The sequence below is a fragment of the Saccharothrix stipae genome, from assembly GCF_054781895.1.
In genome coordinates this window covers 1-22,395 of record NZ_BAAGTN010000012.1, presented here as the reverse complement: position 1 = coordinate 22,395, position 22,395 = coordinate 1, and the positions used below count along the sequence as shown (strand labels likewise).

Sequence of the window (22,395 nt, the reverse complement as noted above, 5' to 3'; positions counted from 1 at the left end):
GCCGTCAGGCCTGGCCGCTGGGCGTGATCAAGCCCGTCTCGTAGGCCACGACCACGGCCTGGACGCGGTCGCGCAGGCCCAGCTTGGCCAGGATGCGGGCGACGTGGGTCTTCACCGTCGCCTCGGACAGGTGCAGCCGACCGGCCAGTTCGGCGTTGCTCAACCCCCGCGCCAGCAACCGGAGGACCTCCAGCTCACGCGGTGTCAGCGCGGCCAGGTCGCGGTGCAGCGCGGCGGTGTCCGCGCCGCGGTTGGCGAACCGCTCCACCAGGCGACGGGTGATGGCGGGCGCCAGCAGCGCGTCGCCGGAGCGGACCATGCGGACCGCGGCGACCAGGTGCTCCGGCGTGACGTCCTTGAGCAGGAACCCGCTCGCGCCCGCGGACAACGCGGCGTAGACGTAGTGGTCGAGGTCGAACGTGGTCAGGATGATCACGCGCGGCTCGGCGTCGCCGCCGGTCAGGATGCGCCGGGTGGCCTCCAGGCCGTCCAGCTCCGGCATCCGGATGTCCATCAGCACCACGTCGGGCACGGTGCGGCGGACCGCTTCCACGGCTTCCGCGCCGTTGGTCGCCTCACCGACCACGTCGATGCCGTCGGCGGTCAGGATCATCCGGAAACCGGTGCGGACCAGCACCTGGTCGTCGGCGACCACCACCCGCAGCGGGTCGGTCACGGTGCCTCCGCGGCAGGTTCGACGGTGTTGGGCGCGGGCTCGGAGGTGGGTGGTGCGGGCTCCGAGGTGGGTGGTGCGGGCTCGACGGGGATCGACGCGGTCACCTGGTAGCCGCCCTCGGGCCGGCGCCGGGCCTCCAGCGTGCCGCCGTAGACCGCGAGGCGTTCCCGCAGCCCGATCAGCCCGTGCCCGTCGCCGGTGGCCGCACCGGGCCCCGGCTCGCCACCGGTGTCGACCACCTCCACCCGCAGGTGGTCGGCGCCGTAGTCCACGGTCACCGCCGCCGACGCGCCCGCGGCGTGCTTGACGGCGTTCGTCAACGCCTCCTGCACCACCCGGTAGGCGGCCAGCTCGACCCCGGACGGCAACGGGCGCGGCCGCCCGGTCACCCTCGACCGGACCGGCACACCGGTGTCGCGGACCCGGGCCACCAACGCCTCCAACTGGTCCAGGCCCGGCTGCGGGGTCAGGTCGACGGGTTCCGGGCCGTCCATCGTCAGCAGCCCCATCACGTGCCGCAGCTCCGTCATCGCCGCCCGCCCGCCCGCCTCCACCGCGAGCAACGCCTCCTGCGCCTGGTCGGGCGAGGACGCCATCACCTTGCGCGCCGCGCCCGCCTGGATCGTCATCACGCTCACGTGGTGGGTCACCACGTCGTGCAGCTCCCGCGCGATGCGCGCCCGTTCGTGCTCGACCGCCCGGTGCAACGCCTCGGCCTGCTCCCGCTCCAACGCCGACACCTGCGCCCGGCCCTCGTCCGTGCGGGTCTTCCACGTGCGCAGGCCGTTCGCCGCCACGATCAGCGGCACCAGGATCAGCAGCGGGACGTACTCGTTGGGCACCACCGGCAGCTCCGACTCGCGGAACACCGCCACCGCCAGCACCACCGCCGACAGGCTCGCCAACGCGGGCGGCCGGAACGGGCTGTACGCGGCGGCCGAGTACGCCGCGACGATGCAGGCGAGGAACGTGAGCCTCGGCGTGTCGGACGGCGTCACCAGGGTCGCGTACAGCACGACCCACAGCACGGCCAGCGGATAACGGCGGCGCAGCACCAAGGCCGTCGCCGCCACCACCGCGACGATCACCGCGCCGACCACCACGCCCGGCTCGGGCGGGGGAGGGTGCATCGGCGGCACCAGGCCACCGACCACCACGCGCACCGGCACGTCACCGCTGTCGAGCGCGTACCGCACCGACGTGATGCCGATCGCCAGCGCCAGCACCACGTCGAACAGGTAGTTGCGCCGCGTCGGCCGGGGCAGCGGACCGCTCGGCAGGGCCACCAGGGCGGCCCAGGCCCGCAGTCGGTCCAGCACCGGCGCGCTCGTCACCCGGCCATTCTCACCGACGGCCCCGCCACCGGACATCCGCCCGCCGACCCCTCCGCCTACACCGCTCGACTACATCGCGGGGATGACACCGCACCGCCCTCATCCCGGCGGAGTACCGGAAATGCCCCGGCCGACCGACGCGCCCCGGCCACCCCCGCTCCTAGCGTCCACCGCGCCGAACCAGGACGACCCAGGGAGCAGACCCATGAGCACGCCGGTGATCGAACTGCGCGACGTGAGCCGCAGGTACGACGACGGGCCGCCGGCGTTGAGCGACGTGTCGCTGACCGTGGGCGCGGGGGAGGCCGTCGCCATCCTCGGCCCGTCCGGCAGCGGCAAGTCCACGCTGCTCAACCTCATCGCGGGCCTCGACCGACCCGACACCGGCACGGTCACCGTGGCCGGCGTGCGGGTCGACGGGCTGGGTGAGGCCGGGTCCGCGCGCTACCGGCGGGCCCGCGTCGGCATGGTCTTCCAGTTCTTCAACCTGCTCGACGACCTGACCGTGGCCGACAACGTCGTGCTGCCCGCGCAGCTGGCCGGCACGGCGCGCGGCGAGGCGGGCAGGCGAGCGGCGGAGCTGCTCGACCAGCTCGGCATCGCCCGGCACGCCCGCGCCTACCCGGGCCGGCTGTCCGGCGGCGAACGGCAGCGCGTCGCGGTGGCCAGGGCGTTGATGAACCGGCCCGCGCTGCTGCTCGCCGACGAACCGACCGGCGCGCTGGACACCGCCTCCGGCGAGGACGTCAGCGCGTTGCTCACCGAGCTGAACGCCGAAGGCCAGACCCTCGTCGTGGTCACCCACGACCTGGCCCTGGCCCGGTCCTGCACGCGCCGCACGATCCACCTGGTCGACGGCCGGATCGCGGGCGACGTCGTGGCGGAGCCCACCCGATGAGCGCGCTGGGTCGCGTCGTGCGCTCCGGCTTGGCACGACGCCGCGTGCAGACCGTCCTCATCGGACTCGCCACGACCATGGCCGTGACCTCGTCCGTGCTCGGCGGCTCGCTGCTGGAGGCGTCCACCGCGCCGTTCGACGAGGCGTTCGCCGAGCAACGCGGCGCCCACCTGTCCGCCCGGTTCGACCCGACCAAGGTGACCGCGGCGCAGCTGTCCGCACCGGTCGCGGGCGTCACCGCGGCGGCCGGACCGTTCCCGGTCCTGACCGTCACGCCCGGCGACGACAGCCCCGGCCCGCGAGCGCCGCTGACCGTCGTGGGCCGCGCCGACCCCGGCAGCGGCCCGGTGGACGCGGTGACGTTGACCGAGGGCGCCTGGGCCGACGCGCCCGGCGAGATCGTGGTGTCCGCCGACGGCCCGTACGCGCACTCGCCCAGCGGCTCCGGCGTCGGCCGCGAGCTCGTCCTCGCCGACGGCTCGGCGTTGACCGTGGTCGGCCTGGCCCGCTCGGTCAGCCGCACCGCCGACGGCTGGGTGCCACCGTCCTGGATCACCACGCCCGACGGGCACCAGGTGCTCTACCGGCTGGCCACCGCGGCCACCGCCGAGCAGGTCGACGCGGGCCGTGCGGCGATCGAGGCGGCGGTGCCCGAAGGCGCCCTGACCGGGTCGCAGTCCTGGCTCGTGCTCAAGCAGACCGCCGACCGCACCATCGCGGTGTTCGTGCCGTTCCTCGTCGCGTTCGGCGTGCTGGGGCTGGCCATGTCGCTGCTCGTGGTCGGCAACGTGGTGGCCGGCGCGGTCGGCGCGGGTACCCGGCGCATCGGCATCCTCAAGGCGCTCGGCTTCACCCCGGCGCAGGTCGTGCGCGCGTACATGGCCCAGGCGCTCATCCCGGCGGCCGTCGGCACCGCGATCGGGGTCGTGGCGGGCAACCTCCTCGCCATCCCGGTGCTGGCCGAGACCGAGGACGTCTACGGCGCGGTGACGCTCACGGTGTCCCCGTGGGTGAACGCCGCGGTGATCGCCGGCGCGTTGGTGCTGGTGTCGGTGACGGCGTGGGGGAGCGCGTCCCGGGCCGGCCGCCTGCGCACCGTGGACGCGATCGCCGTGGGCCGCACCCCGCGCCCGGGACGCGGCCGGTGGGCGGCCCGGTTGACCGCGCGGCTCGCCGTGCCGCGACCGATCAGCCTCGGGCTGGCCCGCCCGTTCACCCGACCCGTCCGTGCGGCGGCGATGGTGGCGGCCGTCCTGTTCGGCGCCACCGCGGTCACGTTCGCCGTCGGGTTGGCGGCCTCGCTCAACCAGGTGCAGATCGCCCGCAACCACGACCGCGCCGACGTGACGATCGGCGTCGAGGGCCGCGGCATGGCGGGCCCCGGCGCCCCGGCGCCCAATGCCCCCGGTTCCCGCCCTCGCGGTGGGAAACCCGGGTCGGACCCCGACCCCGCCGCCGTGTCGGCCGCCATCGACGCCCAGGCCCGGACGCGAGCGCACTACCGCACCACGCGGACCGACGTGACCGTCGCCGGGGTGACCGGGTCCACCAGGGTCGTCTCGTTCACCGGCGACGCCACCTGGGACGGCTACCAGATGGTCTCCGGCCGGTGGTTCGCCGCACCGGGCGAGGCCATCGCGGCGACGCCGTTCCTGACCGCCACCGGCACCCGCGTCGGCGACACCGTCACGCTGCACGACGGGGACGAACCGGTCACCGTCCGGATCGTCGGCGACGTCTTCGAGATGAGCAACGACGGCATGGTCGTCCTCACCGACACCGCCACGTTCGCCGGCACCCCGACCGACGTGAGCCACCACATCGCGGTCCAACCGGGCACCGACGTCACCGCGTACGTCGAGAGCCTGAACAAGGCGCTGGAATCGCTGGGGGCCACTGCGGCACCCGGTGGGGACGACCAGGCCAGCGACACGATCATCCTGATCAACAGCCTGACCGCGGTGCTCACCCTCATGCTCGTCGCGGTCGCCGCCATGGGCGTGCTCAACACCGTGCTGCTCGACACCCGGGAACGGGTCCGCGACCTGGGCGTCCACAAAGCACTCGGCATGACGCCGCGGCAGACCGTCGCGATGGTGCTGGGGTCCGTCGTCGTGATCGGCGTGCTCGGCGGTGCGGTCGGCGTGCCCGTCGGCGTCGCCCTGCACCAGTGGGTGCTGCCCGCCATGGGCGAGAGCGCCGGCATCGGCCTGCCCGCGTCGGCCTTCGCCGTGCACGAGCCACTGCGGCTCGTCGCGCTGGGCGTCGGCGGCCTGCTGATCGCCATCGTGGGGGCGTTGCCGCCGGCGACGTGGGCGGCCCGGACGTCCACCGCCACCGCGTTGCGCACCGAGTAGGGCCTGTGCCCGCCCTCCGCCTACCGCCGCGAAGGTGGGCGGAGGGCGGGCACCAGGGCGAGCGCGGGCACCAGCAGCAACGGCACGACCAGCAACGCGCGGAGGACGCCGACCTGGTCGCCGAGGATGCCGACCACCGGCGGGCCCGCCAGGAACGCGGTGTACCCGATCACCGCCACCACGCCGACCCGTGCGGCCGCACGGCCCTCCTCGTCGGCCGCCGCGCTCATGCCCACCGGGAAGCCGAGCGAGGTGCCCAACCCCCACAGCGCCACCCCGGCCACGGCCACCGCGGGCGACCCGCCCAGCACCGCCGTCGTCACGCCGCCGATCGCCAGCAGCATCGTGCCGACCAGCACCGGCACCCGTCCCCAGCGGTCGAGCGCGACCGTGCCCACCAGCCGCCCGAGCGTCATCGTGGACACGAACACGCCGAACACCACCGCGCCCGCCGCCGGCCCGAACGCGTAGCCGTCCACGAACGCCACCGCGAGCCAGTCGTTCGCGGTGCCCTCGGTGAACGCCAGCACCAGCACCAGCAACCCGATCAGCAGCGTGCGCGGCTCGCGCCAGGCCGCCAGCACGCCGCTCTTCGCGCCCACCGCGTCGTCGCCACCGCGGCGGAAGGTGCGCGCCGCGACGACCGTGCCGACCAACGTCACCACCGCGACACCCGACAGGTGGGCGGTCACCGGCAGGCGCGCCCACGCGGCCAGCGCGGCCGACCCGGCCGCCGCGACCGTGCCCAGGCTCCAGACCGCGTGGAAGCGCGGCATGACCGTCCGGCCGAGCTCGCGCTCCACGGCCGCCGCCTCGACGTTCATCGCGACGTTGCAGGTGCCCGACCCGTAGCCGAGCAGGAACAACCCGATCCCCGCCGCCGCGGCGGACGGCCACGTGCCGATGGCGACGCCCGCGACCACCAGCCCGACCGCGACACCGGCGGTCGACACGCGGACCGTGCGCCGCGCGCCCAGCCGGTGGGTCACCTCGCCGGCCGTCAGCATCGCCACCGTCGCGCCGGCCGACATGGCCAGCAGCAGCACGCCGAGCGCGGCGGGGTCGAGGTGCAACGAGTCGCGGGCGGCGGGCACGCGGGCGAACCAGGACGCCACCGCCACCCCGTTCAGCCCGAACGTCACCGCGACCCCGACGGTGGTGGCGCGGACGGACCTGGCGGCCGAGCCGTCCGTCCCCCCGGTGACCGACATGCGTGCTCGTCCCATCGGCTCCTGCCTCGCTCGTTCCCCGACACCCACCCCCGGCGTCTCCACCCCACCCATGGAAGCGCTTCCACCGCAAGGTCCGGAGCCGGCACACTGGCGCCGTGGTCGCACATCCGGCACGGCGGCGCGAGGCGACGCTGGAGGACGTGGCACGCAAGGCGGGCGTGTCGGTGGCCACCGCGTCCCGCGCGCTGACCGGCCGCGGACCGGCGTCGAACGCCGCGCGCACCCGGGTGGCCGCGGCCGCCCGCGAACTCGACTACGTCCCGCACGCCGCCGCACGCGCCCTCGCCACCCGCAGCGGCACCCACGTCGTCGTCGCCGTCGGCGGCCACACCGCGCACGTGCTGGACGACCCGTACGTCGCCCGCGTCCTGACCGCGACCGCCCGCACCGCCGCCGCCCGCGACGTCGGCGTGTCCGTGCGCTGGCTGCCGCTGCACGACCCGGGCGAGCTGGGCAGGTTGGCGGAGGACCGGGGCATCGGCGGCATCGTCCTGGTGAACCCGACCCGACCGGCCCTGGCCGCGGTCCCGCGTGCGGCGCGTGGCCGGATCGCGGCCATCGGCGTCGGCACCCGCGACGTGCCGTCCTTCGACGTGGACAACGGCGCCGCCACCACCCGCCTGGTCGAGCACCTCGTGGCGGGCGGCCGACGACGCGTCGCCATGATCACCGGTCCGTCGTGGCTGCCGTGCACCCAACGGGCACTCGCGGCCTACCACCGGGCCATGGCCGAGTCGGCCACCCCGCCCCGCTCGGTCCCCGGTGACTTCACCGCCGCCCGCGGCGAGTCGGCGGCCGCGGAGATCATGGCCCGCTGGCCCGACACCGACGCGATCTTCGCGCTGGGCGACCTCTGCGCGCTGGGAGCCCTCGACGCGCTGCGCCGCGCGGGTGTGGACGTGCCGGGCGACGTCGCGGTCGCGGGCTTCGACGACATCGCCTTCGCCGCCCTCAGCCACCCCGGCCTGACCACGACCACAAACCCGGTCGAGGCCATCGCCACCGGAGCGACGACCGCCGTCCTGGACCGCCGCGCCCCGGGCCCGCTGACCTTCTACCCCTCCACGCTGGTCCTGCGGGACAGCGCCTGACCACCGGGTCGCGGCCGCGTGGCCGCCGTGGCGTGCCGCCGATCCACCGCGACCGCCGCCATCAGCACGCACCCGACCATCGGCACCACCAACGGCGGCAGCTGCCAGGTCACGATCAGCAGCACGGCCAGGGCCATCACCAGCAGCAGCGACCCACCGGGATCGACGGCGGCCCGCCGCGCCGCCGCACGCCCCACGACCGCCCACCGCACGTCCTCCGACCACGCCGCCGCGGCGCGGAGCACCACCACCGCCAGACCGACCGCCGCCACACCGCACACGACGGCCACCAGCCCGCCCCCCGCCACCCGCGTCCGCAACAGCACCACGTCCACCGCAAGCACCGCGAAAGCGCCGACCACCGCGATCGACGCGACCCAACCGCCGGGCAGCGCCGCCCGCACCCGCTCGAAGAACGCCCGGATCGACGTGGTCTCCCCGTCGACGTGCGCCTTGATGTGCGCGCACCCGGCCGCGAGCGCCGGCATCAGGGTCACCACCGGCAGCGCGACGAGCAGCACCAGCAACCCCGCGGTCAGGCACTCACCGAACAACGCGAACCGCTTCACCGGCTCACCCCTTCAACCCCGACGTGGACACGCCCTCCACCAGGAACCGCTGGAAGAACAGGAAGAACAGGATCACCGGCACCAGCGCCAGCATCGACATCGCCATCAACGCGCCGAAGTCCGACCCGGTCGACTCGTCGATGAACAGCTGCAACGCCAGCGGCAACGGGTACTTGTCCGGCGTGCTCAGGTAGATCAGCGGCCCGAAGAAGTCGTTCCAGCTCCAGATGAACGTGAAGATCGCGGTGGTGATGAGCGCCGGCCGGCACAGCGGCACGATGATGTGCCAGAACACGGTCCAGTGCCCGGCGCCGTCGAGCTTCGCCGACTCGTCCAGCTCGCGCGGCAGCTGCCGGATGAACTGCACGATCAGGAAGACGAAGAACGCCTCCGACGCCAGGAACTTGCCCGCCAGCAACGGCACGTAGGTGTCGACCAGGTCGAGGTTCTGGAACACCACGTACTGCGGGATGATCAACACGTGGAACGGCAGCAGCAGCGTCGCGATCATGATCCCGAACAGCACCGTCCGACCGCGGAACCGCAGGCGGGCGAACGCGTACGCGGCCAGCGCGGACGACGCGACCGTCCCCACCACCGAGAGCACCGCGAGCACCGCGGAGTTCCAGAAGAACCGGCCGACGCCGATCCCCACCACGCCCTCGAACACCCGCTCGTAGTTGGCCAGCGTGGGCTCGCTCGGCAGCAGTCGCAGGCTCCCGATGATGGCCTCGGACGGCTTGAACGTCGCCGCCGCCACCCACACGATCGGGTACAGCACGACGGCCAGCAGCGCCAGCACGCCGACGTGCCACGCCACCCGCCTCAACGACAGCGTCATCGCCGGTCCCCCGAATCCCCGGAGTAGAAGACCCACCCGCGCGCGGTGCGGAACAGGAACACGGTGACCAGGCCGACGCCGAGCAGCAGCATCCACGCCATCGCCGACGCGTAACCCATGCGGTAGTCGCCGAAACCCCGGTCGAACAGGTAGATCGTGTAGAACAGCGTGCTGCCCGCCGGCTGGCCGTTCGGCCCGCCCACCACGTACGCCGACGTGAACACCTGGAAGGAGTTGATCGTCTCCAGCAGCAGGTTGAAGAACAGCACCGGCGAGATCATCGGCAACGTGATCGACCAGAACCGCCGCGCCCGACTCGCGCCGTCGACCTCGGCCGCCTCGTACAGCTCCCGCGGCACCTGCTTGAGCCCGGCCAGGAAGATCACCATCGGCGCGCCGAGCTGCCACGTGGCCAGCAGCACCAGCATCATCAGCGAGAAGTCCGGGTTGCCCGCCCAGCCGCCGGTGTCGATGCCGAACCGCTGGAGCACCTGGTCGACCACCGAGTCGTCGCTGAACATCATCTTCCACACGATCGCGACGCCGACGCTGCCGCCGATGAGCGACGGCCCGTAGAACGCGGCCCGGTAGAAGCCCTGGCCCGCCCGCTTGCCGTTGAGCAGCACGGCCACGGCCAGCGCGACGGCCAGCTTGATCGGCACGGCCAGCGCCACGTAGATCGCGGTGACCTCGACCGACCGCAGCCACCGCGCGTCGGTGAACATCCGCTGGTAGTTCTCCAGCCCGATCCAGGTCGGCGTGTTGAACAGGTCGTAGTCGGTGAACGAGAGGTACAGCGAGGTCACCATCGGCCCGAGGGTCAGCAGGACGATCCCGATGATCCACGGCGACAGGAACAGGTAGCCCGCCGGCCCGTCACCGGACAGGCGGGCCCGCTTGCGCGGACCCGCCTGCCGCGGCACCGCGACCTCGGCGCGCCGGTCCGGCGCGATCGTCGCCTTCGTCACGACCCGAGGGTCTCTTCGGCCTCGGTGAAGAACTGCTCGACCGCCTCGTCCACGGTGATGCGGCCGTACTGGAGTTCCTCGGTGATCCGGATGAACGCCTGCTCCAGCGTGCCGGCGCCCTTGGGCGGCGCGGGAGGCGTCTTGCCGAACTTGTCCTTCAGCCCGTCCTCGTAGGCGGCCACGGCGGCCAGCGGTCCTTCTAGCTGGGCGGCTGCGCGCTGGGCGTTGGTCGGCGGCAGGCCCCGGTTCGCGCCGAAGATCTTGCCGACCTCGGGGTCGTTGACCATGAACGACACCAGCTTGGCCGCCGCCGCCGGGTGCTCGGTCTTCTGCGACACGCTCAGCAGCATCGACGGCTTCAGGTACTGGCCGGACGTGCCCGCCTTGTCGGTCGGCACGGGCCCCAGCTTCAACTCGGCCTTGGCGCCCTTGTCGTAGCGCGCCATGAAGTTGTCCCAGCCGAGGTCACCGGCGACCAGGTCCTGCTCCAGCGCGTGCGACGGCTTGATCTGCACGCCCTTCTCGATCGGCAGCGCGACCTTGCCGTCGGCCAACTCCTTGCCCTCCTTGAAGAACTCCGCCAGCCGGGCCTTGTCGAACCCGAGCTTGCCGTCCTCGGTGTAGAGCAACCCGTCCTCCTGGCGCAGCTGGAGCTCCAGGTTGTAGTAGCTGCCCACGTAGTTGCCGCCGCCGGGCACCCCGGTCTTGTCCGCGATCGTCTTCATGGCGTCGCGGTAGTCGTCCCAGGTCCACCCCTCCTTCGGCTCCTCGACGCCGGCCTGGGTGAACAACGCCGGGTTGTAGATGTAACCCCAGGTGTTGGCGCCCGTCGGCACGCCGTACAGCTTGCCGTCGATCTCACCGGCGCCCTTGAGCCCGGACAGGAGGTCGCCCAGTTCGAGGTTCTTGCCCTCCTGCTTCTTCAGGTCGTACAGCGCGTTGCGATCGGAGTACTCGCGCAGGTACGCGAAGTCCATCTGCAGGACGTCGGGCGCGTTGCCGCCGGCGGTCTCGGTGGCCATCTTCTGCCAGTACGCCTCGAACTCCTGGAAGCTCGGCGTCACCTTGATCTCGGGGTTCTTGCTCTGGAAGAGGTCGATGGCCTTCTGCATCAATTCGGCGCGCTCGGCGTTTCCCCACCACGAGAACCGCAACGTGGCGGGACCGGCCTGGGTCTCCTCGCCGCCGCCACCGCTGCCGCCGCAGGCGACCGCCAGCAGCGCGACGGCCGACGTCGCCAGGACTCTGAAACGTTTCAGTGCACCCATTCGATTCCTCCGGTCTCAACCGCTTGCCGACGTTGAGGGCGGTGCGGCGGGGAAAGCGCTTTCCGGGAGGCTACGAGCAGGGTGCGCAAACGTCAATGCCCGCTTCGGCAGCCGTTCGGCGGCCGATCGGCGACCGTCCGGCGGTGCCGCCGCCCCCGGCCACCGCGGAGCGCGGTGACCAGGGGCGGTGGCAAGTCGCACGAGTGTCATCGGACGTAGGGCCACCCTGCGGAATCCCAAGCGAGCCAATTGATACCCAACCTCGAAGCGCCGTCGTCGCCGTAATAGTGGTAGACGAGGATGTCACTGTCGACGTCGGAGAACACGTCCTGGTGGCCGGGGCCGTGGATGCTGCCCTGACCCGCGAGGATCTCCGTGCCGCCACCGGAGGTCATGGCCGTGCCGTTGCGGGCGTAGTAGGTGCCGGTGACGCTGGTCGAGCGGCCGACCACGACCCGGTAGTTGCTCGACGCGCCGCGGCAGCAGTAGTCGAAGGACGCGAACAGGTAGTAGTAGGAACCGCGCTTGACGATGTTCGGCGCCTCGATCGGGCCGCCGTTGCGGCCGGCGATGGAGCGCAGCGACGAGTCCGACCGCAGCCCGGTGGACGGGTTGAGCGCGATCATCTTGAGGCCGGACCAGAACGAGCCGAAGCTCAGCCACCAGCGGCCCTGGTCGTCCACCACCAGGTCGGGGTCGATGGCGTTGAAGTTGTCGCTGGTGCGCGACTCGATCACCAGGCCGCGGTGGGTCCACGTGCCGGAGTTGCCGCTGGGGCTGGTGGCCAGGAAGATCGCCGAGCGGTTCGAGCCGAACGTCGAGGCCGAGTAGTACAGGTAGTACTGGCCGTTGCGGTGGGAGATGTCCGGCGCCCACAGGTTGCGGCTGCCGTTGGTGTAGGTGGTGGTCCAGGACGCGCCGTTGGGGAAGGCGACGCCCGCGTTGCGGAAGGCGGTGCGGTCGGTGGAGGTCTTCAGGCCGATGTTGTCACCGGTGTGCGCGACCAGGTAACTGCCGTCGGGTCGCTTGACGACGCTGGGGTCGTGCACCCTGATGTCGCCGGTGACCACGCCGGGTCCGGGGTAGGCGGAAGCCTGCGGCGCGATCGCGACCGACGCGGTGGTCATCGCGAGCGCGGCGATCAGGCCGAGGGCGCGTTTCCTCGATGCAGCCACGGTTTCCTCGATCTCTCGGGGGGTGTAGCGGACGCGGCGGCGGGGTGTCCGGAGTGGACTAGGGGAGGACGGCGCGGCGTCTCGGCCCGACAGATGTCGACGTGCGCGGACTCATGCGTCGCCTCCTTGCGAGCAGGAATCGTGACGCGCCTCCGGTCGCCTGCGGAGCGGCCTGACCGGGAGCGCTTCCCGGCACCGTAGCGCAGCCCCGTCGGGGTGGGCAAGCCTGTCTGTTATCGCTAACAGGCAGGCTTGCCCAGGTCGGACATCAGTGTCTGTTAGCGCTCACAAACGGGCTGATCAGCTCAGCACCCGACCGAGGAAGCCGCGGATGTAGCCGGTGACGGTGTCCAGGCGGTCCTCCAGCGCGAAGTGGCCGGTGTCGAGCAGGTGGATCTCGGCGTCGGGCAGGTCGCGCCGGTACGCCAGCGCGCCGTCGGGGCCGAAGATCTCGTCGTGCCGTCCCCACACGGCGAGCAGCGGCACCCGGGTGTCGCGGAAGTACTGCTGGAACACCGGGTACGCGTCCAGGTTGTCGCGGTAGTCGCGGAACAGTGCCAGCTGCACCTCGGCGTTGCCGGGCCGGTCGAGCAGGGCCTGGTCGTGCGCCCAGGTGTCCGGGTCGATCCGGCTCGGGTCCTTGACGCCGTGGGTGTACTGCCAGCGGGTCGCGTCGGGCGTGAGCAGTGCGCGCACCGCCGGTTCGGTGTCGGGGCCGGGGTCGGTGGCGTAGGCGAACAACGGCTCCCAGAACGGGGTGAAGCCCTCGGTGTAGGCGTTGCCGGACTGGGTGATGATCGCGGTGACGCGCTCCGGGTGGCGTGACGCGATCTTGAGCCCGATGGGTGCGCCGTAGTCCTGGACGTACAGCGCGTGCCGCCGCACGCCGAGGTGGTCCAACAGTCCGAGCGTGATGTCGGTGAGCGCGTCGAAGGTGTAGTCGAACTCGTCCACCGACGGCGCGGAGCTGTGGCCGAAGCCGACGTGGTCCGGCGCGATCACGCGGTAGCGGTCGGCGAGCTCCGGGATCAGCTCGCGGAACATGTGCGAGCTGGTGGGGAAGCCGTGCAGCAGCACCAGGGCCGGGGCGTCGGCGTGGCCCGCCTCCCGGTAGAACACGCGCTGCCCGTTGACGTCGGCGTACCGGTACGAGGTCATCGACTGCTCCTGTCTCGAACGGTCTAACTGTTCTGATGGCTATGAACGGTTAGGCGGGAGCTCAGGTAAGCAGCCACGTGTTAACCTGTCAAGCGACTCTCAACGGTTAGGCAGGGGGAGGTGCGGGCCGTGCTCGGTGCCGATGACGCCGTGACCGGCGCGCTGCTGGCCCGCGGCTGGCCCGCGCGTCCGCTGGCGGACCAACCCCTGGCCATCGACCTGCTGAACACCCGTTGGGTGACCGGCGGCGTGCCGTACGACCTGCTCGACCACGACGACCTGACCGGGGCCTGGCTCGCGGACCGGGCACTCCCCGCCGGCCGACCCGTGCCCCGGCAGCCGCTGCGCCAGGCCCGGGACGCGCTGGCCGCCGTGATCGCGGACCCGGCCGACCACACCGCGCTCAACTCCCTGCTGGCACGGGGGCGGGTGCGGTTGGCGGTCGACGAGCACGGCCGGGTCGAGCACGACGACGTCGCCGACCCGCGGTGGCGCGCGGCTTGGGCGTGCCTGCGCGACTTCGTCGGCCTGCGCGAGGCGACCCCGGACCGCATCCGCAAGTGCGCGAACCCGGAGTGCGTCCTGCACTTCCAGGACACCTCGCGCACCGGCAGGCGGCTGTGGTGCTCGATGACGGCCTGCGGCAACCGGCTGAAGGCCCGCCGCCACCACAGCAGGCTCCGCGCCGAACCCTGACCGCGCCGAACCCTGACCGCGCCGAACCCCGAGCATCCGAACCCGGCCGTGCCGAACCCCTGCCGCCGCGCGGGGCGTCAACCGGGCGCCGGTGGGGTATGGCAAGGCACATGACGCATCAGGAACCGCTGGACCTCGGCGCGACCGGGCTGTCGCCCGACGAGGAGGAGCGCACCAGGCGCGAGCACGACCTCGACCGGCCGGAGGTCTTCGACCGGCGCAACGACGTCGACCGCCGGGCGCGGACCAGGGCCAACCTGCTGCCGGAGGAGCTGGGGACCGGCAGCGCCGATCCCGAGGCCCAGGCACGCGAGGTGTTGCGCGACTCGGACGTGCGCACCGAGGTTCCGGAGTCCGCACCGGACACCATGGCGGAACGACGCGAGTCCGACGCCTGACCGCTTCGGCAAAGTGCTCACTCGGTGAGCACTTTGCCGGCGCACCATGGGGGCATGGACGCGCGCACCGAACCGCAGACGCTCGACTTCGCCGACGCCGCCGGGTGGGCGTCGTGGCTGGCCGAGCACCACGACACCAGCGACGGGGTCTGGCTCAAGATCGCCAAGAAGGGGTCCGGGCGGTCGTCGGTCACCATCACCGAGGCGCTCGACGTCGTCCTGTGCCACGGGTGGATCGACAGCCACCGCAGGGGCCTCGACCAGCACCACTACCTCCAGCGGTACTCGCCGCGCCGACCGGGCGGCTCCTGGTCGCGGGTCAACGTCGAGAAGGCCGAGGCGCTCATCGCCGCCGGGCGGATGCGGGCACCGGGCTTCGCCGCGATCGAGGCCGCCCGGGCCGACGGCCGGTGGGACGCGGCCTACGAGCGGCAGCGCGACGCCACCGTGCCGCCCGACCTGGCCAAAGCGCTGGCCGCCGACGAACGCGCCCGCGAGCGGTTCGGACTGCTGGACCGGACCCGGCAGTACGCGCTGTTCCTCCGGCTCATGAAGGCGAGGACACCGGCCGCCCGAGCCGTGCAGCTGCGGCGGATCGTCGGTGAGCTGACGCGGTGACGTGAGGTGGAGGCCGGGTGGGGGGACGGGGGAGAGTCGCGTCCGCCCACCCGGCAAGTCGGGGCTCGCGTGTCGGCGAAGGTAGCGCAATGTTATCGCTAACACCAGCCCTCTTTGCTGATCATGCCGATAACCAGCCCCTATGAAGTGCGGCCGTCAAGCGGGTGCAACCCACTGGATCTCAGACCTCAATCGTCTCGTAAGTGGGTATTGAGGCGCGCGGACCTGCGCTGTTAGCGTTAACAGCCGCCACGTCCCGACGCCACGATGGAGTGGATCCGATGAACAGTGCCGTTCCCCGCTGGATATCGCGCCGGTTGGCGGTGGTCGCGGTGGTGGCCGTGACCGCCCTCGCGGGCCTGGCCGTGACGCCCGCCGCACAGGCCTCACCCGCCGTGCAGTACACGAACCCGCTGGCGGCCCAACGGGCGGACCCGCACATCTTCAAGCACACCGACGGCTACTACTACTTCACCGCGACCGCGCCGGAGTACGACCGGATCGTCCTGCGCCGCGCGACCACGATCCAGGGCCTGGCCACCGCACCGGAGTCGGTGATCTGGCGCAGGCACTCGTCGGGTGAGATGGGGGCGCACATCTGGGCGCCGGAGATCCACTTCATCAACGGCAAGTGGTACGTCTACTTCGCCGCCGGTCGCACCGACGACATCTGGCGCATCCGCCCCTACGTGCTGGAGAACGGCAGCGCCAACCCGCTGACCGGCACGTGGACCGAGCGGGGCAAGGTCAACGTCCCGTGGGACACCTTCTCCCTGGACATGTCGACCTTCACGGTCAACGGCGTGCGGTACCTGACCTGGGCGCAGTCGGAGCCGGGCATCGCCACGAACTCCAACCTCTACCTCGCCCGCATGGGCGCCGACCCGTGGTCGATCACGGGCACGGTGACCCGGCTGACCGTGCCGACGCTGGCGTGGGAGATGCGGGGCGGGGTGAAGGTCGCCGAAGGGCCCTCGGTGATCCAGCGCGGCGGCCGGGTCTTCCTCACCTACTCGGCCAGCGCCACGGACGCCAACTACTGCCTGGGCATGCTGACCGCCTCCGCGTCGGCGGACCTGCTCAACCCCTCGTCGTGGAGCAAGAGCGCGAACCCGGTGTTCGCCTCCAACGCCGCGACCGGCCAGTACGGCCCCGGGCACAACTCGTTCACGGTGTCCGAGGACGGCCAGAGCGACATCCTCGTCTACCACGACCGCAACTACCGCGACATCTCCGGCGACCCGCTGCGCGACCCGAACCGGCGCACCCGCGCGCAGAAGGTCTACTGGAACGCCGACGGCACGCCGAACTTCGGCATCCCGGTGGCCGACGGCGTCACGCCCGTGCGGCTGAAGTCCTACAACTACCCGGACCGGTTCGTCCGGCACTGGGAGTACCGGGGCCGGGTCGAGGCGAACGTGAACCCGCTCGCCGACTCCCAGTTCCGCATCGTCACAGGCCTGAACGGGTCGGGCACGGTGTCGCTGGAGTCGACCAACTTCCCCGGCTACTACCTGCGGCACCGCAACCACGAGATGTGGGTGGAGCGCAACGACGGCAGCGCCATCTTCCGCGCAGACGCGTCGTTCTTCCGCCGCGCCGGGCTGGCCTCCGGCTCCGGCGTCTCGTTCGAGTCGCAGAACTACCCCGGCGAGTACATCCGCCACAATGGCACCAACATCAACCTGACCACCACGCCCGACACCGTCGCACGCGCCGACGCCACCTTCATCCTGGAGTGACCCCTGTGCTGCGCTACCCCTTGCTCCACCCACCGCTGCTGCACGCCCTGGCCACCGCGGGCCACGGGTCGAAGGTCCTGCTCGCCGACGCGAACTACGCGCACCGGACCAACGTGCACCACCGGGCCACGCTGATCCACCTCAACCTGCGCCCCGGCCTCGTCCCGGTCGACGACGTGCTGGAGCCGGTGCTGTCGGCGATCCCGGTGGAGGCGGTGCACACCATGCGGCCGGACGACCTGGGCACGCCACCGGTCTGGGCCGACTACGAGCGGATCCTCGGGCCGGACCTGCCGTTGCAACCGTTGGCGCGGCAGGACTTCTACGCGGCGTGCCGATCGCCGGAACTGGCGGTGTGCGTGGCCACCGGTGACGGGCGGCTCTACGCGAACCTGTTGCTCACGGTCGGGTTCGTCGCCTGATCCCGACTCCGGCCCGCACGTCCGCGTGCGGGCCGGAGCCGGGCCTGGTCCGTTGTGGACGGAGAACGCGGCTTCGGGTCCACTGAGGACGGCCGTGCGCCGAGGTGTCAGGAAGCCAAGGGGCTGTGCAGGATCACCGCGTACCCGTCCGGGCCGACGGCGACGCACCGCCGCTCGTGCGGGCCGGTGCTGATCTCGCCGACCTGGAAACCCAGCGCCTGCGCGCGCTCCCGTGCCTCTTCGAGGTCGGGCACCTTCACCAGCATCGCCGGACCGTCGTGCACGCGGTCCGCGCCGGACAGCGCGAGCCGACCGCCCGCGACGTCGAACTGGGCCCAGCGGTCGCCGTCGACGAACGTCGGCGCCACGCCGAGCAACGCCGACCACCGCTCGACCGCGCCGGCGAGATCGTCTGTCGGGACAACGGGAGCAATGCGTTCGGCAGCCACGTGTTGCAAGCTAATGAGCTCCCCGGCAGGCCGTCAATCGGACCGCCGCCGCTGCGGCGGATCCAGCAAAAACGAGGAAGCCGCGCGGTGCGCCCGCCTGCGGATCGGCGGCCGCGTTCGCCGGTCGACGGGTCGGAACCGCGCCACTCCTCGGGGTGGACGCTTGCCCGGTCGGAGCACCCGCGCGCGTTCGGCCGAACCGCGCTGCGCCGAGCACGGCGGATTCGGCCGCCGACTTCACCCGATCGACCGAGCGTGAACCCCCGTGACATCGGGTATTTCCCGGGTCGAGGGTGGGGCAAACGGAAAGGTGGCGTCGTGGTCGAGCGGTTGACAGTCCGACGCCGGGAGCCCTGCGAGGGCACGGACTCCGGCCCGGACCCGGTGGTCGAGATGGACGTGTGGTGGGAGCGCATCGGTCGGAGCCTGGGCCGCGAGTGGGACCTGGCCACGGCCGACGAGCGGCCCTTGCTGGTCGACGTGGCGGTGACCGCGAAGGCCTACTTCTTCGCCACGCTGCTGGAGGACGTGGGGCCGCGGGACGTGCGGGTCGAGGTGCGCGACCAGGACCTGCGGCCGGACGGGACGCAGATCAGGCGCGACCGCGTCGGGATCACGGTGCGCCCGACCCGGTCCACGCGCACTTACTACTACTGCGCGACCGTGCCCGCGGCGGTCGACGTCGAGCGGATCGACGCGTGGTTGCTCGACGGCATGGTGGTCGTGCGGGTGCCGACCAGGTAGGCGCGTGGGTCCCGCCGCCGGTGGGGGAAACTGCCCCGCATGCGGATCAGTGCACGCGGCCTCAACCGGGCCACGCTCCACCGACAGCTCCTCCTGCGCCGGGAGGCGCTCGACGTCGGTGAGGCGGTCCGCCGCGTGGTCGCGGTGCAAGCGCAGCACCCCGCCTCGCCGTACGTCGCCCTGTGGAACCGGCTCACCGACTTCGACCCGGTCGCCCTCGACGCCGCGATCGCCGACCGCACGCTGGTGAAGGCGACGTTGCTGCGGATCACCTTGCACCTCGTGCACGCCGACGACCACGCGGCCATGCACACCGCGATGCGGCCGACGTTGCGCGGGGCCAGGCTCGGCGACCGCCGGTTCACCGCGAGCGGGCTGTCCGTCGCCGAGGCCGACGCGGTGGTGCCGGACCTGCTGGCGTTCACCGGTCAACCCCGCACGGCCGCTGAGGTCGAGGCCTGGCTCGCGGCGCGACTGGACGTGCCGCCGAAGGGCGTGTGGTGGGCGCTGCGCACGTTCGCGCCGCTGCTGCACGCCCCGGTGGGCGGCGCGTGGTCGTTCGGCCCCCGGCCGTCCTACGTCACCGCCCACACCGAGCCCGCGGGCACCCCCGACGAGTCGTTGCCCGCGGTGGTCCGGCGCTACCTGGAGGGCTTCGGCCCGGCGTCGGTGGCCGACGTGGCGCAGTTCGCCTTGGTGCAGCGCTCCAGGGTGCGGGACGCCGTAGCCGTCCTCTCCGACACCCTGGAACGACTGGAGGGCCCCGACGGCACGAAGCTGCTCGACCTCCCCGACGCACCACGCCCGCCCGAGGACACCCCGGCCCCGCCGAGGCTGATGGCCATGTGGGACAGCACCCTGCTCGCCTACGCCGACCGGTCCCGGATCATCCCGGCCGGGTACCGCAAGCTGGTCACCCGCGCCAACGGCGACGTGCTGCCGACCCTGCTCGTGGACGGCCACGTGGCCGGCGTGTGGCGACCGGCCGGGGGAGGGGTCGAGGCGACCGCGTTCCACCCGCTGCCGGACGAGGTGTGGCAAGGGCTCGCGGTCGAGGCCCGTGCGCTGGTGGCCCTGCTCGCCGACCGGGAACCAGGCGCCTACCGCCGCTACGACCGGTGGTGGTCCGACCTGCCCGCCGCCGAGGTCCGCGTGCTGCCGGGTGATTAGAGAACGGGTTCACCGACCAACCAGGGACCGGGTGGAAGACCGGTGGGACAGGGTTTCCGGCAGGGGTTCGCGGCGGTCTAGCCGGTCCAGGCCGCGAGTCCCGAACGGGACGGGGCGGCGCCGGGGAACGCGGCCGCGAGCGTCCGCACGTACCGACGTGCCTCGGGCGTCGTCAGGTCCGGCGGGGTCAGCCAGGGCGCGAGGTGGTGTCGCCGGTCGGCGGGCGGCGTGCCACCGAGCACCAGGACGTCCGACGCGTCGGGCGTGATGGTCCTGCCCAGGCGCGCGGCCTCCTCCCGGACGACCTCCGCGGCCTCGACCGCGCGGGCCGAACCGTCCGACACGACGGCGAACGGCCCGTCGATCGACGCGACCCGTGCGCGCAGCACCGCGGCGTCGTCACCGGTCAGCCCGGGCCACGGCAGGTCGCCGCGCTTGCCGGTCAGCTTCGCGGCCAACACCGCCGACGCGTAGTCCGGACCCTCCGCGCCGCGGATGTCGGGACCGGTCCACGCCACACCACCGGTGTCCACCGGGACCGTGGTGCGCGTGCCCGCCCGTTCCAGCCACAGGTCGCTGCGGCCCTCGGGCAGCCAGACCAACGCCCACCGACCCGTCATCCCCGGCCGCGCCACGGCGGGCACGAGGGCGTTCGACGCGTTGCCCACCGACAGCGGGACGTCGGTGGTGTGCACGATGTTCCAGCCCGGCATGTGCGGCACCACGAGCACGTCGACCGGGTTCCCGCCGAGCGGCACGCGGGTCAGCATCGGGTCGCCCGCGGCCGGGGTGGTGAGCTGTCCGGCGATCGTGACCGTGCCCAGACCCACCAGCAGCGTGACGCCGAGCGCCGCCCCGACGACCCGCACCACCGCGGTCGGCGGGCACAGCGCGAGCCAGGACGCCGCGACGAACGCCGCCATCAACGTGATGTAGGCGGACGACGACGGCGGTCCGGCGAACCACGCGCCGGCGGCTGCCGCGGTCACCACGGCAACCGCCACCACGAGCAGGCCGAGCACCGGTCGCTCGCGGCGCAACGCGGGAGGCGCCGCGAGCAGCCCGATCAACGCCACCGCGGCGAGCCCCGGCATCCACGAGGCTTCCGCGATGAGCAGCACCACGACGCCACCGATGCCCGCGAACCCGGTGACCACCCGCCGCGTCACCAACCCCGACGCGGCGGGGGCGAACGGTCGGACCAGGGCCCAACCCGCGACCACCGTCACCGCGCCGAGGAGGATCAACCGCAGGAGCGTGAAACCGAGCGGCAGGCCGACGGCGCCGTGGTTGTGCATGCGATCAGGCCGAAGCGCCGACCGGGAGCGCGCACGTGCACTGCATCTCCGCGCGTTCCTCCCGCGACGGCCGCATGTGCAGCACCATCGCGATCACCATGGGGATGAACACGATCGTGTTGTAGAACAGGTGCAGCTCCACCCGCGGGATGATCAACTGGATGATGCTCGTCGGCGCGGGCTTGCCGAGCAGGTTCGTGCCCGCGGACGACTGGATGATCAGCAGCAGGTGCTCGATGTGGTGCCAGAACTGCAGGCCCAGCGAGATCGTCCACCACGTCTTCGCGCGCCCGACGAACCCCTTGCGCAGCGCGAAGAGGAACGTGAGCATGATCAGCGCGTAGCCGTAGTGCATGACCTCGGACGTGACCAGCCACGGGAACCACAGGCCGAGCGCGCCCTTGGACTGCGGCACCGGCCAGCCCAGGGCGTAGATCTGCACGGCCTGCGTGATGTGCTCCACCCAGTGCGCGATCACGATCAGCATGAACGCGTAGAGCGCCGGCTTGTGCCAGTGGGTGTTGAGCGAGCCTCCCCTGGCGTGCGTATGGGCTTGTGCGTCGACCATGTGCTCCTCCTGATGGCTCGCCCCGACCGGTTCATTTCACCTGACCAGCGACGATATGGGATTTCGGGCTCGTGAAGAACGCATAGGTGCGGACACCGCAATCCTGGAGAAGCCCGGTAGTCCAAATGCCGGTACTGTGGTCGCCCTCGTTGGCAGTGCGACACCCGCGAGCCGATGTTATTAGGCGTCCGGGTGCCCGGTCCTCTTCTGCCGTGCGGTCACCGGTCGACAACGAAGCGGTCAAGAATCCGCGTCATCGGCGAAATGCGCAACGCGGAAGTAGCGCGCAAGGTTCCGGTGTGCTTTCCGATGTGCGCGCGATTGTCGGACGGGCGGTCGGCGCTCGGCCGGCGGGTGCCCGTCGCCCGTCAGGCGGTGGCCGGCGAGAACGGGAAGAGGGTGACGAAACGGGTGGCGACGGCGGTGTCGCCGTCCACGGTGAGGTGTCCCGCGGCGTGGGCGTCGGTGAGGGTCTGACGCCCCTGGATGACGCTGTTCAGGGTCGTGGTGTCGGTGTGGATGACCACGTGCGGTTCGCGGCCGTGGGTGGGGTTGCGGGTGACCTGGAGGGTGTCCTCGTCCGGGCTGATGGTGGTGTGGACGGTCTCCTCGCCCAGCTGGAGCGCGACGTGCGTGGCGCCCTGAGCGGTGAGTTCCCCGGCGCGGTGTGGGTCGTAGAGGGTGTGGAGGGCGAGCATGAGGGAGTCGACGCTGATGGGTGCG

Annotated in this window: 23 protein-coding genes; 10 read left to right on the top strand and 13 right to left on the bottom strand. The window is 72.2% G+C overall.

What is annotated here, in order from left to right; genetic code table 11:
- Nucleotides 1–4: 4 nt before the first annotated feature.
- Complete coding sequence (locus tag ACYVLT_RS26780) at nt 5–676, bottom strand: response regulator (protein WP_461122972.1); 672 nt, start codon at nt 674–676, stop codon at nt 5–7.
- On the bottom strand, nt 673–2,010 hold the full coding sequence (locus ACYVLT_RS26775) for a sensor histidine kinase (protein ID WP_461122971.1): 1,338 nt from the start codon (nt 2,008–2,010) through the stop codon (nt 673–675). The genes ACYVLT_RS26780 and ACYVLT_RS26775 overlap by 4 nt, the downstream gene beginning before the upstream one ends.
- Before the next feature lie 205 nt (nt 2,011–2,215).
- Here ACYVLT_RS26775 and ACYVLT_RS26770 point away from each other — a divergent pair, with 205 nt between their 5' ends.
- On the top strand, nt 2,216–2,908 hold the full coding sequence (locus ACYVLT_RS26770) for an ABC transporter ATP-binding protein (RefSeq protein WP_461122970.1): 693 nt from the start codon (nt 2,216–2,218) through the stop codon (nt 2,906–2,908).
- On the top strand, nt 2,905–5,265 hold the full coding sequence (locus ACYVLT_RS26765; RefSeq protein WP_461122969.1) for an ABC transporter permease: 2,361 nt from the start codon (nt 2,905–2,907) through the stop codon (nt 5,263–5,265). The genes ACYVLT_RS26770 and ACYVLT_RS26765 overlap by 4 nt, the downstream gene beginning before the upstream one ends.
- 20 nt (nt 5,266–5,285) lie before the next feature.
- On the opposite strand, the gene ACYVLT_RS26760 is transcribed toward ACYVLT_RS26765, so the two are convergent.
- Entirely contained in the window at nt 5,286–6,476 is a 1,191-nt protein-coding gene (locus ACYVLT_RS26760; RefSeq protein WP_461122968.1) for an MFS transporter, read from the bottom strand.
- 116 nt (nt 6,477–6,592) lie between these two features.
- On the opposite strand from ACYVLT_RS26760, the gene ACYVLT_RS26755 reads away from it, so the two are divergent.
- Nucleotides 6,593–7,588 (top strand): LacI family DNA-binding transcriptional regulator, encoded by a 996-nt coding sequence (locus ACYVLT_RS26755; protein WP_461122967.1) that lies wholly within the window; start codon nt 6,593–6,595, stop codon nt 7,586–7,588.
- On the opposite strand, the gene ACYVLT_RS26750 is transcribed toward ACYVLT_RS26755, so the two are convergent.
- The 6 genes from ACYVLT_RS26750 to ACYVLT_RS26725 form a co-directional block, all read right to left on the bottom strand.
- Nucleotides 7,552–8,157, bottom strand: coding sequence for a hypothetical protein (locus ACYVLT_RS26750; RefSeq protein ID WP_461122966.1), 606 nt, complete (start codon nt 8,155–8,157; stop codon nt 7,552–7,554). The genes ACYVLT_RS26755 and ACYVLT_RS26750 overlap by 37 nt on opposite strands.
- Before the next feature lie 4 nt (nt 8,158–8,161).
- The gene (locus ACYVLT_RS26745) at nt 8,162–8,998 is read right to left on the bottom strand and encodes a carbohydrate ABC transporter permease (protein ID WP_461122965.1); all 837 of its coding nucleotides are present in this window, start codon (nt 8,996–8,998) and stop codon (nt 8,162–8,164) included.
- Entirely contained in the window at nt 8,995–9,966 is a 972-nt protein-coding gene (locus ACYVLT_RS26740; RefSeq protein WP_461122964.1) for a carbohydrate ABC transporter permease, read from the bottom strand. The genes ACYVLT_RS26745 and ACYVLT_RS26740 overlap by 4 nt, the downstream gene beginning before the upstream one ends.
- Nucleotides 9,963–11,234 carry an ABC transporter substrate-binding protein gene (locus ACYVLT_RS26735; protein WP_461122963.1) on the bottom strand — a complete coding sequence of 424 codons (1,272 nt, stop codon included), beginning with the start codon at nt 11,232–11,234 and terminating at the stop codon, nt 9,963–9,965. The genes ACYVLT_RS26740 and ACYVLT_RS26735 overlap by 4 nt, the downstream gene beginning before the upstream one ends.
- 206 nt (nt 11,235–11,440) lie before the next feature.
- Nucleotides 11,441–12,409, bottom strand: a complete 969-nt coding sequence (locus ACYVLT_RS26730) for an arabinan endo-1,5-alpha-L-arabinosidase (protein ID WP_461122962.1) — start codon at nt 12,407–12,409, stop codon at nt 11,441–11,443.
- A gap of 300 nt (nt 12,410–12,709) precedes the next feature.
- A complete protein-coding gene (locus tag ACYVLT_RS26725; protein ID WP_461122961.1) occupies nt 12,710–13,567 on the bottom strand; it encodes an alpha/beta fold hydrolase in 858 nt (285 codons plus the stop codon).
- Nucleotides 13,568–13,696: 129 nt separating this feature from the next.
- On the opposite strand from ACYVLT_RS26725, the gene ACYVLT_RS26720 reads away from it, so the two are divergent.
- The 5 genes from ACYVLT_RS26720 (at nt 13,697) to ACYVLT_RS26700 (ending at nt 17,443) form a co-directional block, all read left to right on the top strand.
- A complete protein-coding gene (locus ACYVLT_RS26720) occupies nt 13,697–14,263 on the top strand; it encodes a CGNR zinc finger domain-containing protein (RefSeq protein ID WP_461122960.1) in 567 nt (188 codons plus the stop codon).
- 110 nt (nt 14,264–14,373) lie between these two features.
- The gene (locus tag ACYVLT_RS26715) at nt 14,374–14,661 is read left to right on the top strand and encodes a hypothetical protein (RefSeq protein ID WP_461122959.1); all 288 of its coding nucleotides are present in this window, start codon (nt 14,374–14,376) and stop codon (nt 14,659–14,661) included.
- 54 nt (nt 14,662–14,715) lie between these two features.
- On the top strand, nt 14,716–15,279 hold the full coding sequence (locus ACYVLT_RS26710) for a YdeI/OmpD-associated family protein (RefSeq protein ID WP_461122958.1): 564 nt from the start codon (nt 14,716–14,718) through the stop codon (nt 15,277–15,279).
- A 281-nt stretch (nt 15,280–15,560) separates the two neighbouring features.
- The gene (locus ACYVLT_RS26705; RefSeq protein ID WP_461122957.1) at nt 15,561–17,021 is read left to right on the top strand and encodes a family 43 glycosylhydrolase; all 1,461 of its coding nucleotides are present in this window, start codon (nt 15,561–15,563) and stop codon (nt 17,019–17,021) included.
- A 5-nt stretch (nt 17,022–17,026) separates the two neighbouring features.
- Nucleotides 17,027–17,443: an RbsD/FucU domain-containing protein gene (locus ACYVLT_RS26700; RefSeq protein ID WP_360455234.1), complete on the top strand. Its 417-nt coding sequence runs from the start codon at nt 17,027–17,029 to the stop codon at nt 17,441–17,443.
- A gap of 107 nt (nt 17,444–17,550) precedes the next feature.
- Here ACYVLT_RS26700 and ACYVLT_RS26695 read toward each other — a convergent pair whose 3' ends face one another.
- On the bottom strand, nt 17,551–17,892 hold the full coding sequence (locus ACYVLT_RS26695; protein WP_461122956.1) for a VOC family protein: 342 nt from the start codon (nt 17,890–17,892) through the stop codon (nt 17,551–17,553).
- Nucleotides 17,893–18,210: 318 nt separating this feature from the next.
- On the opposite strand from ACYVLT_RS26695, the gene ACYVLT_RS26690 reads away from it, so the two are divergent.
- Nucleotides 18,211–18,636 carry an Hsp20/alpha crystallin family protein gene (locus ACYVLT_RS26690; RefSeq protein ID WP_461122955.1) on the top strand — a complete coding sequence of 142 codons (426 nt, stop codon included), beginning with the start codon at nt 18,211–18,213 and terminating at the stop codon, nt 18,634–18,636.
- A 39-nt stretch (nt 18,637–18,675) separates the two neighbouring features.
- The gene (locus ACYVLT_RS26685) at nt 18,676–19,806 is read left to right on the top strand and encodes a winged helix DNA-binding domain-containing protein (protein ID WP_461122954.1); all 1,131 of its coding nucleotides are present in this window, start codon (nt 18,676–18,678) and stop codon (nt 19,804–19,806) included.
- A 77-nt stretch (nt 19,807–19,883) separates the two neighbouring features.
- Here ACYVLT_RS26685 and ACYVLT_RS26680 read toward each other — a convergent pair whose 3' ends face one another.
- The 3 genes from ACYVLT_RS26680 to ACYVLT_RS26670 all read right to left on the bottom strand — a co-directional run.
- Nucleotides 19,884–21,104 carry a DUF6239 family natural product biosynthesis protein gene (locus tag ACYVLT_RS26680; protein WP_461122953.1) on the bottom strand — a complete coding sequence of 407 codons (1,221 nt, stop codon included), beginning with the start codon at nt 21,102–21,104 and terminating at the stop codon, nt 19,884–19,886.
- A 4-nt stretch (nt 21,105–21,108) separates the two neighbouring features.
- Nucleotides 21,109–21,672, bottom strand: coding sequence for a hypothetical protein (locus ACYVLT_RS26675; protein WP_461122952.1), 564 nt, complete (start codon nt 21,670–21,672; stop codon nt 21,109–21,111).
- A gap of 368 nt (nt 21,673–22,040) precedes the next feature.
- Nucleotides 22,041–22,395: SCP2 sterol-binding domain-containing protein (locus ACYVLT_RS26670; RefSeq protein ID WP_461122951.1), on the bottom strand; the 355-nt coding region annotated here is incomplete at its 5' end.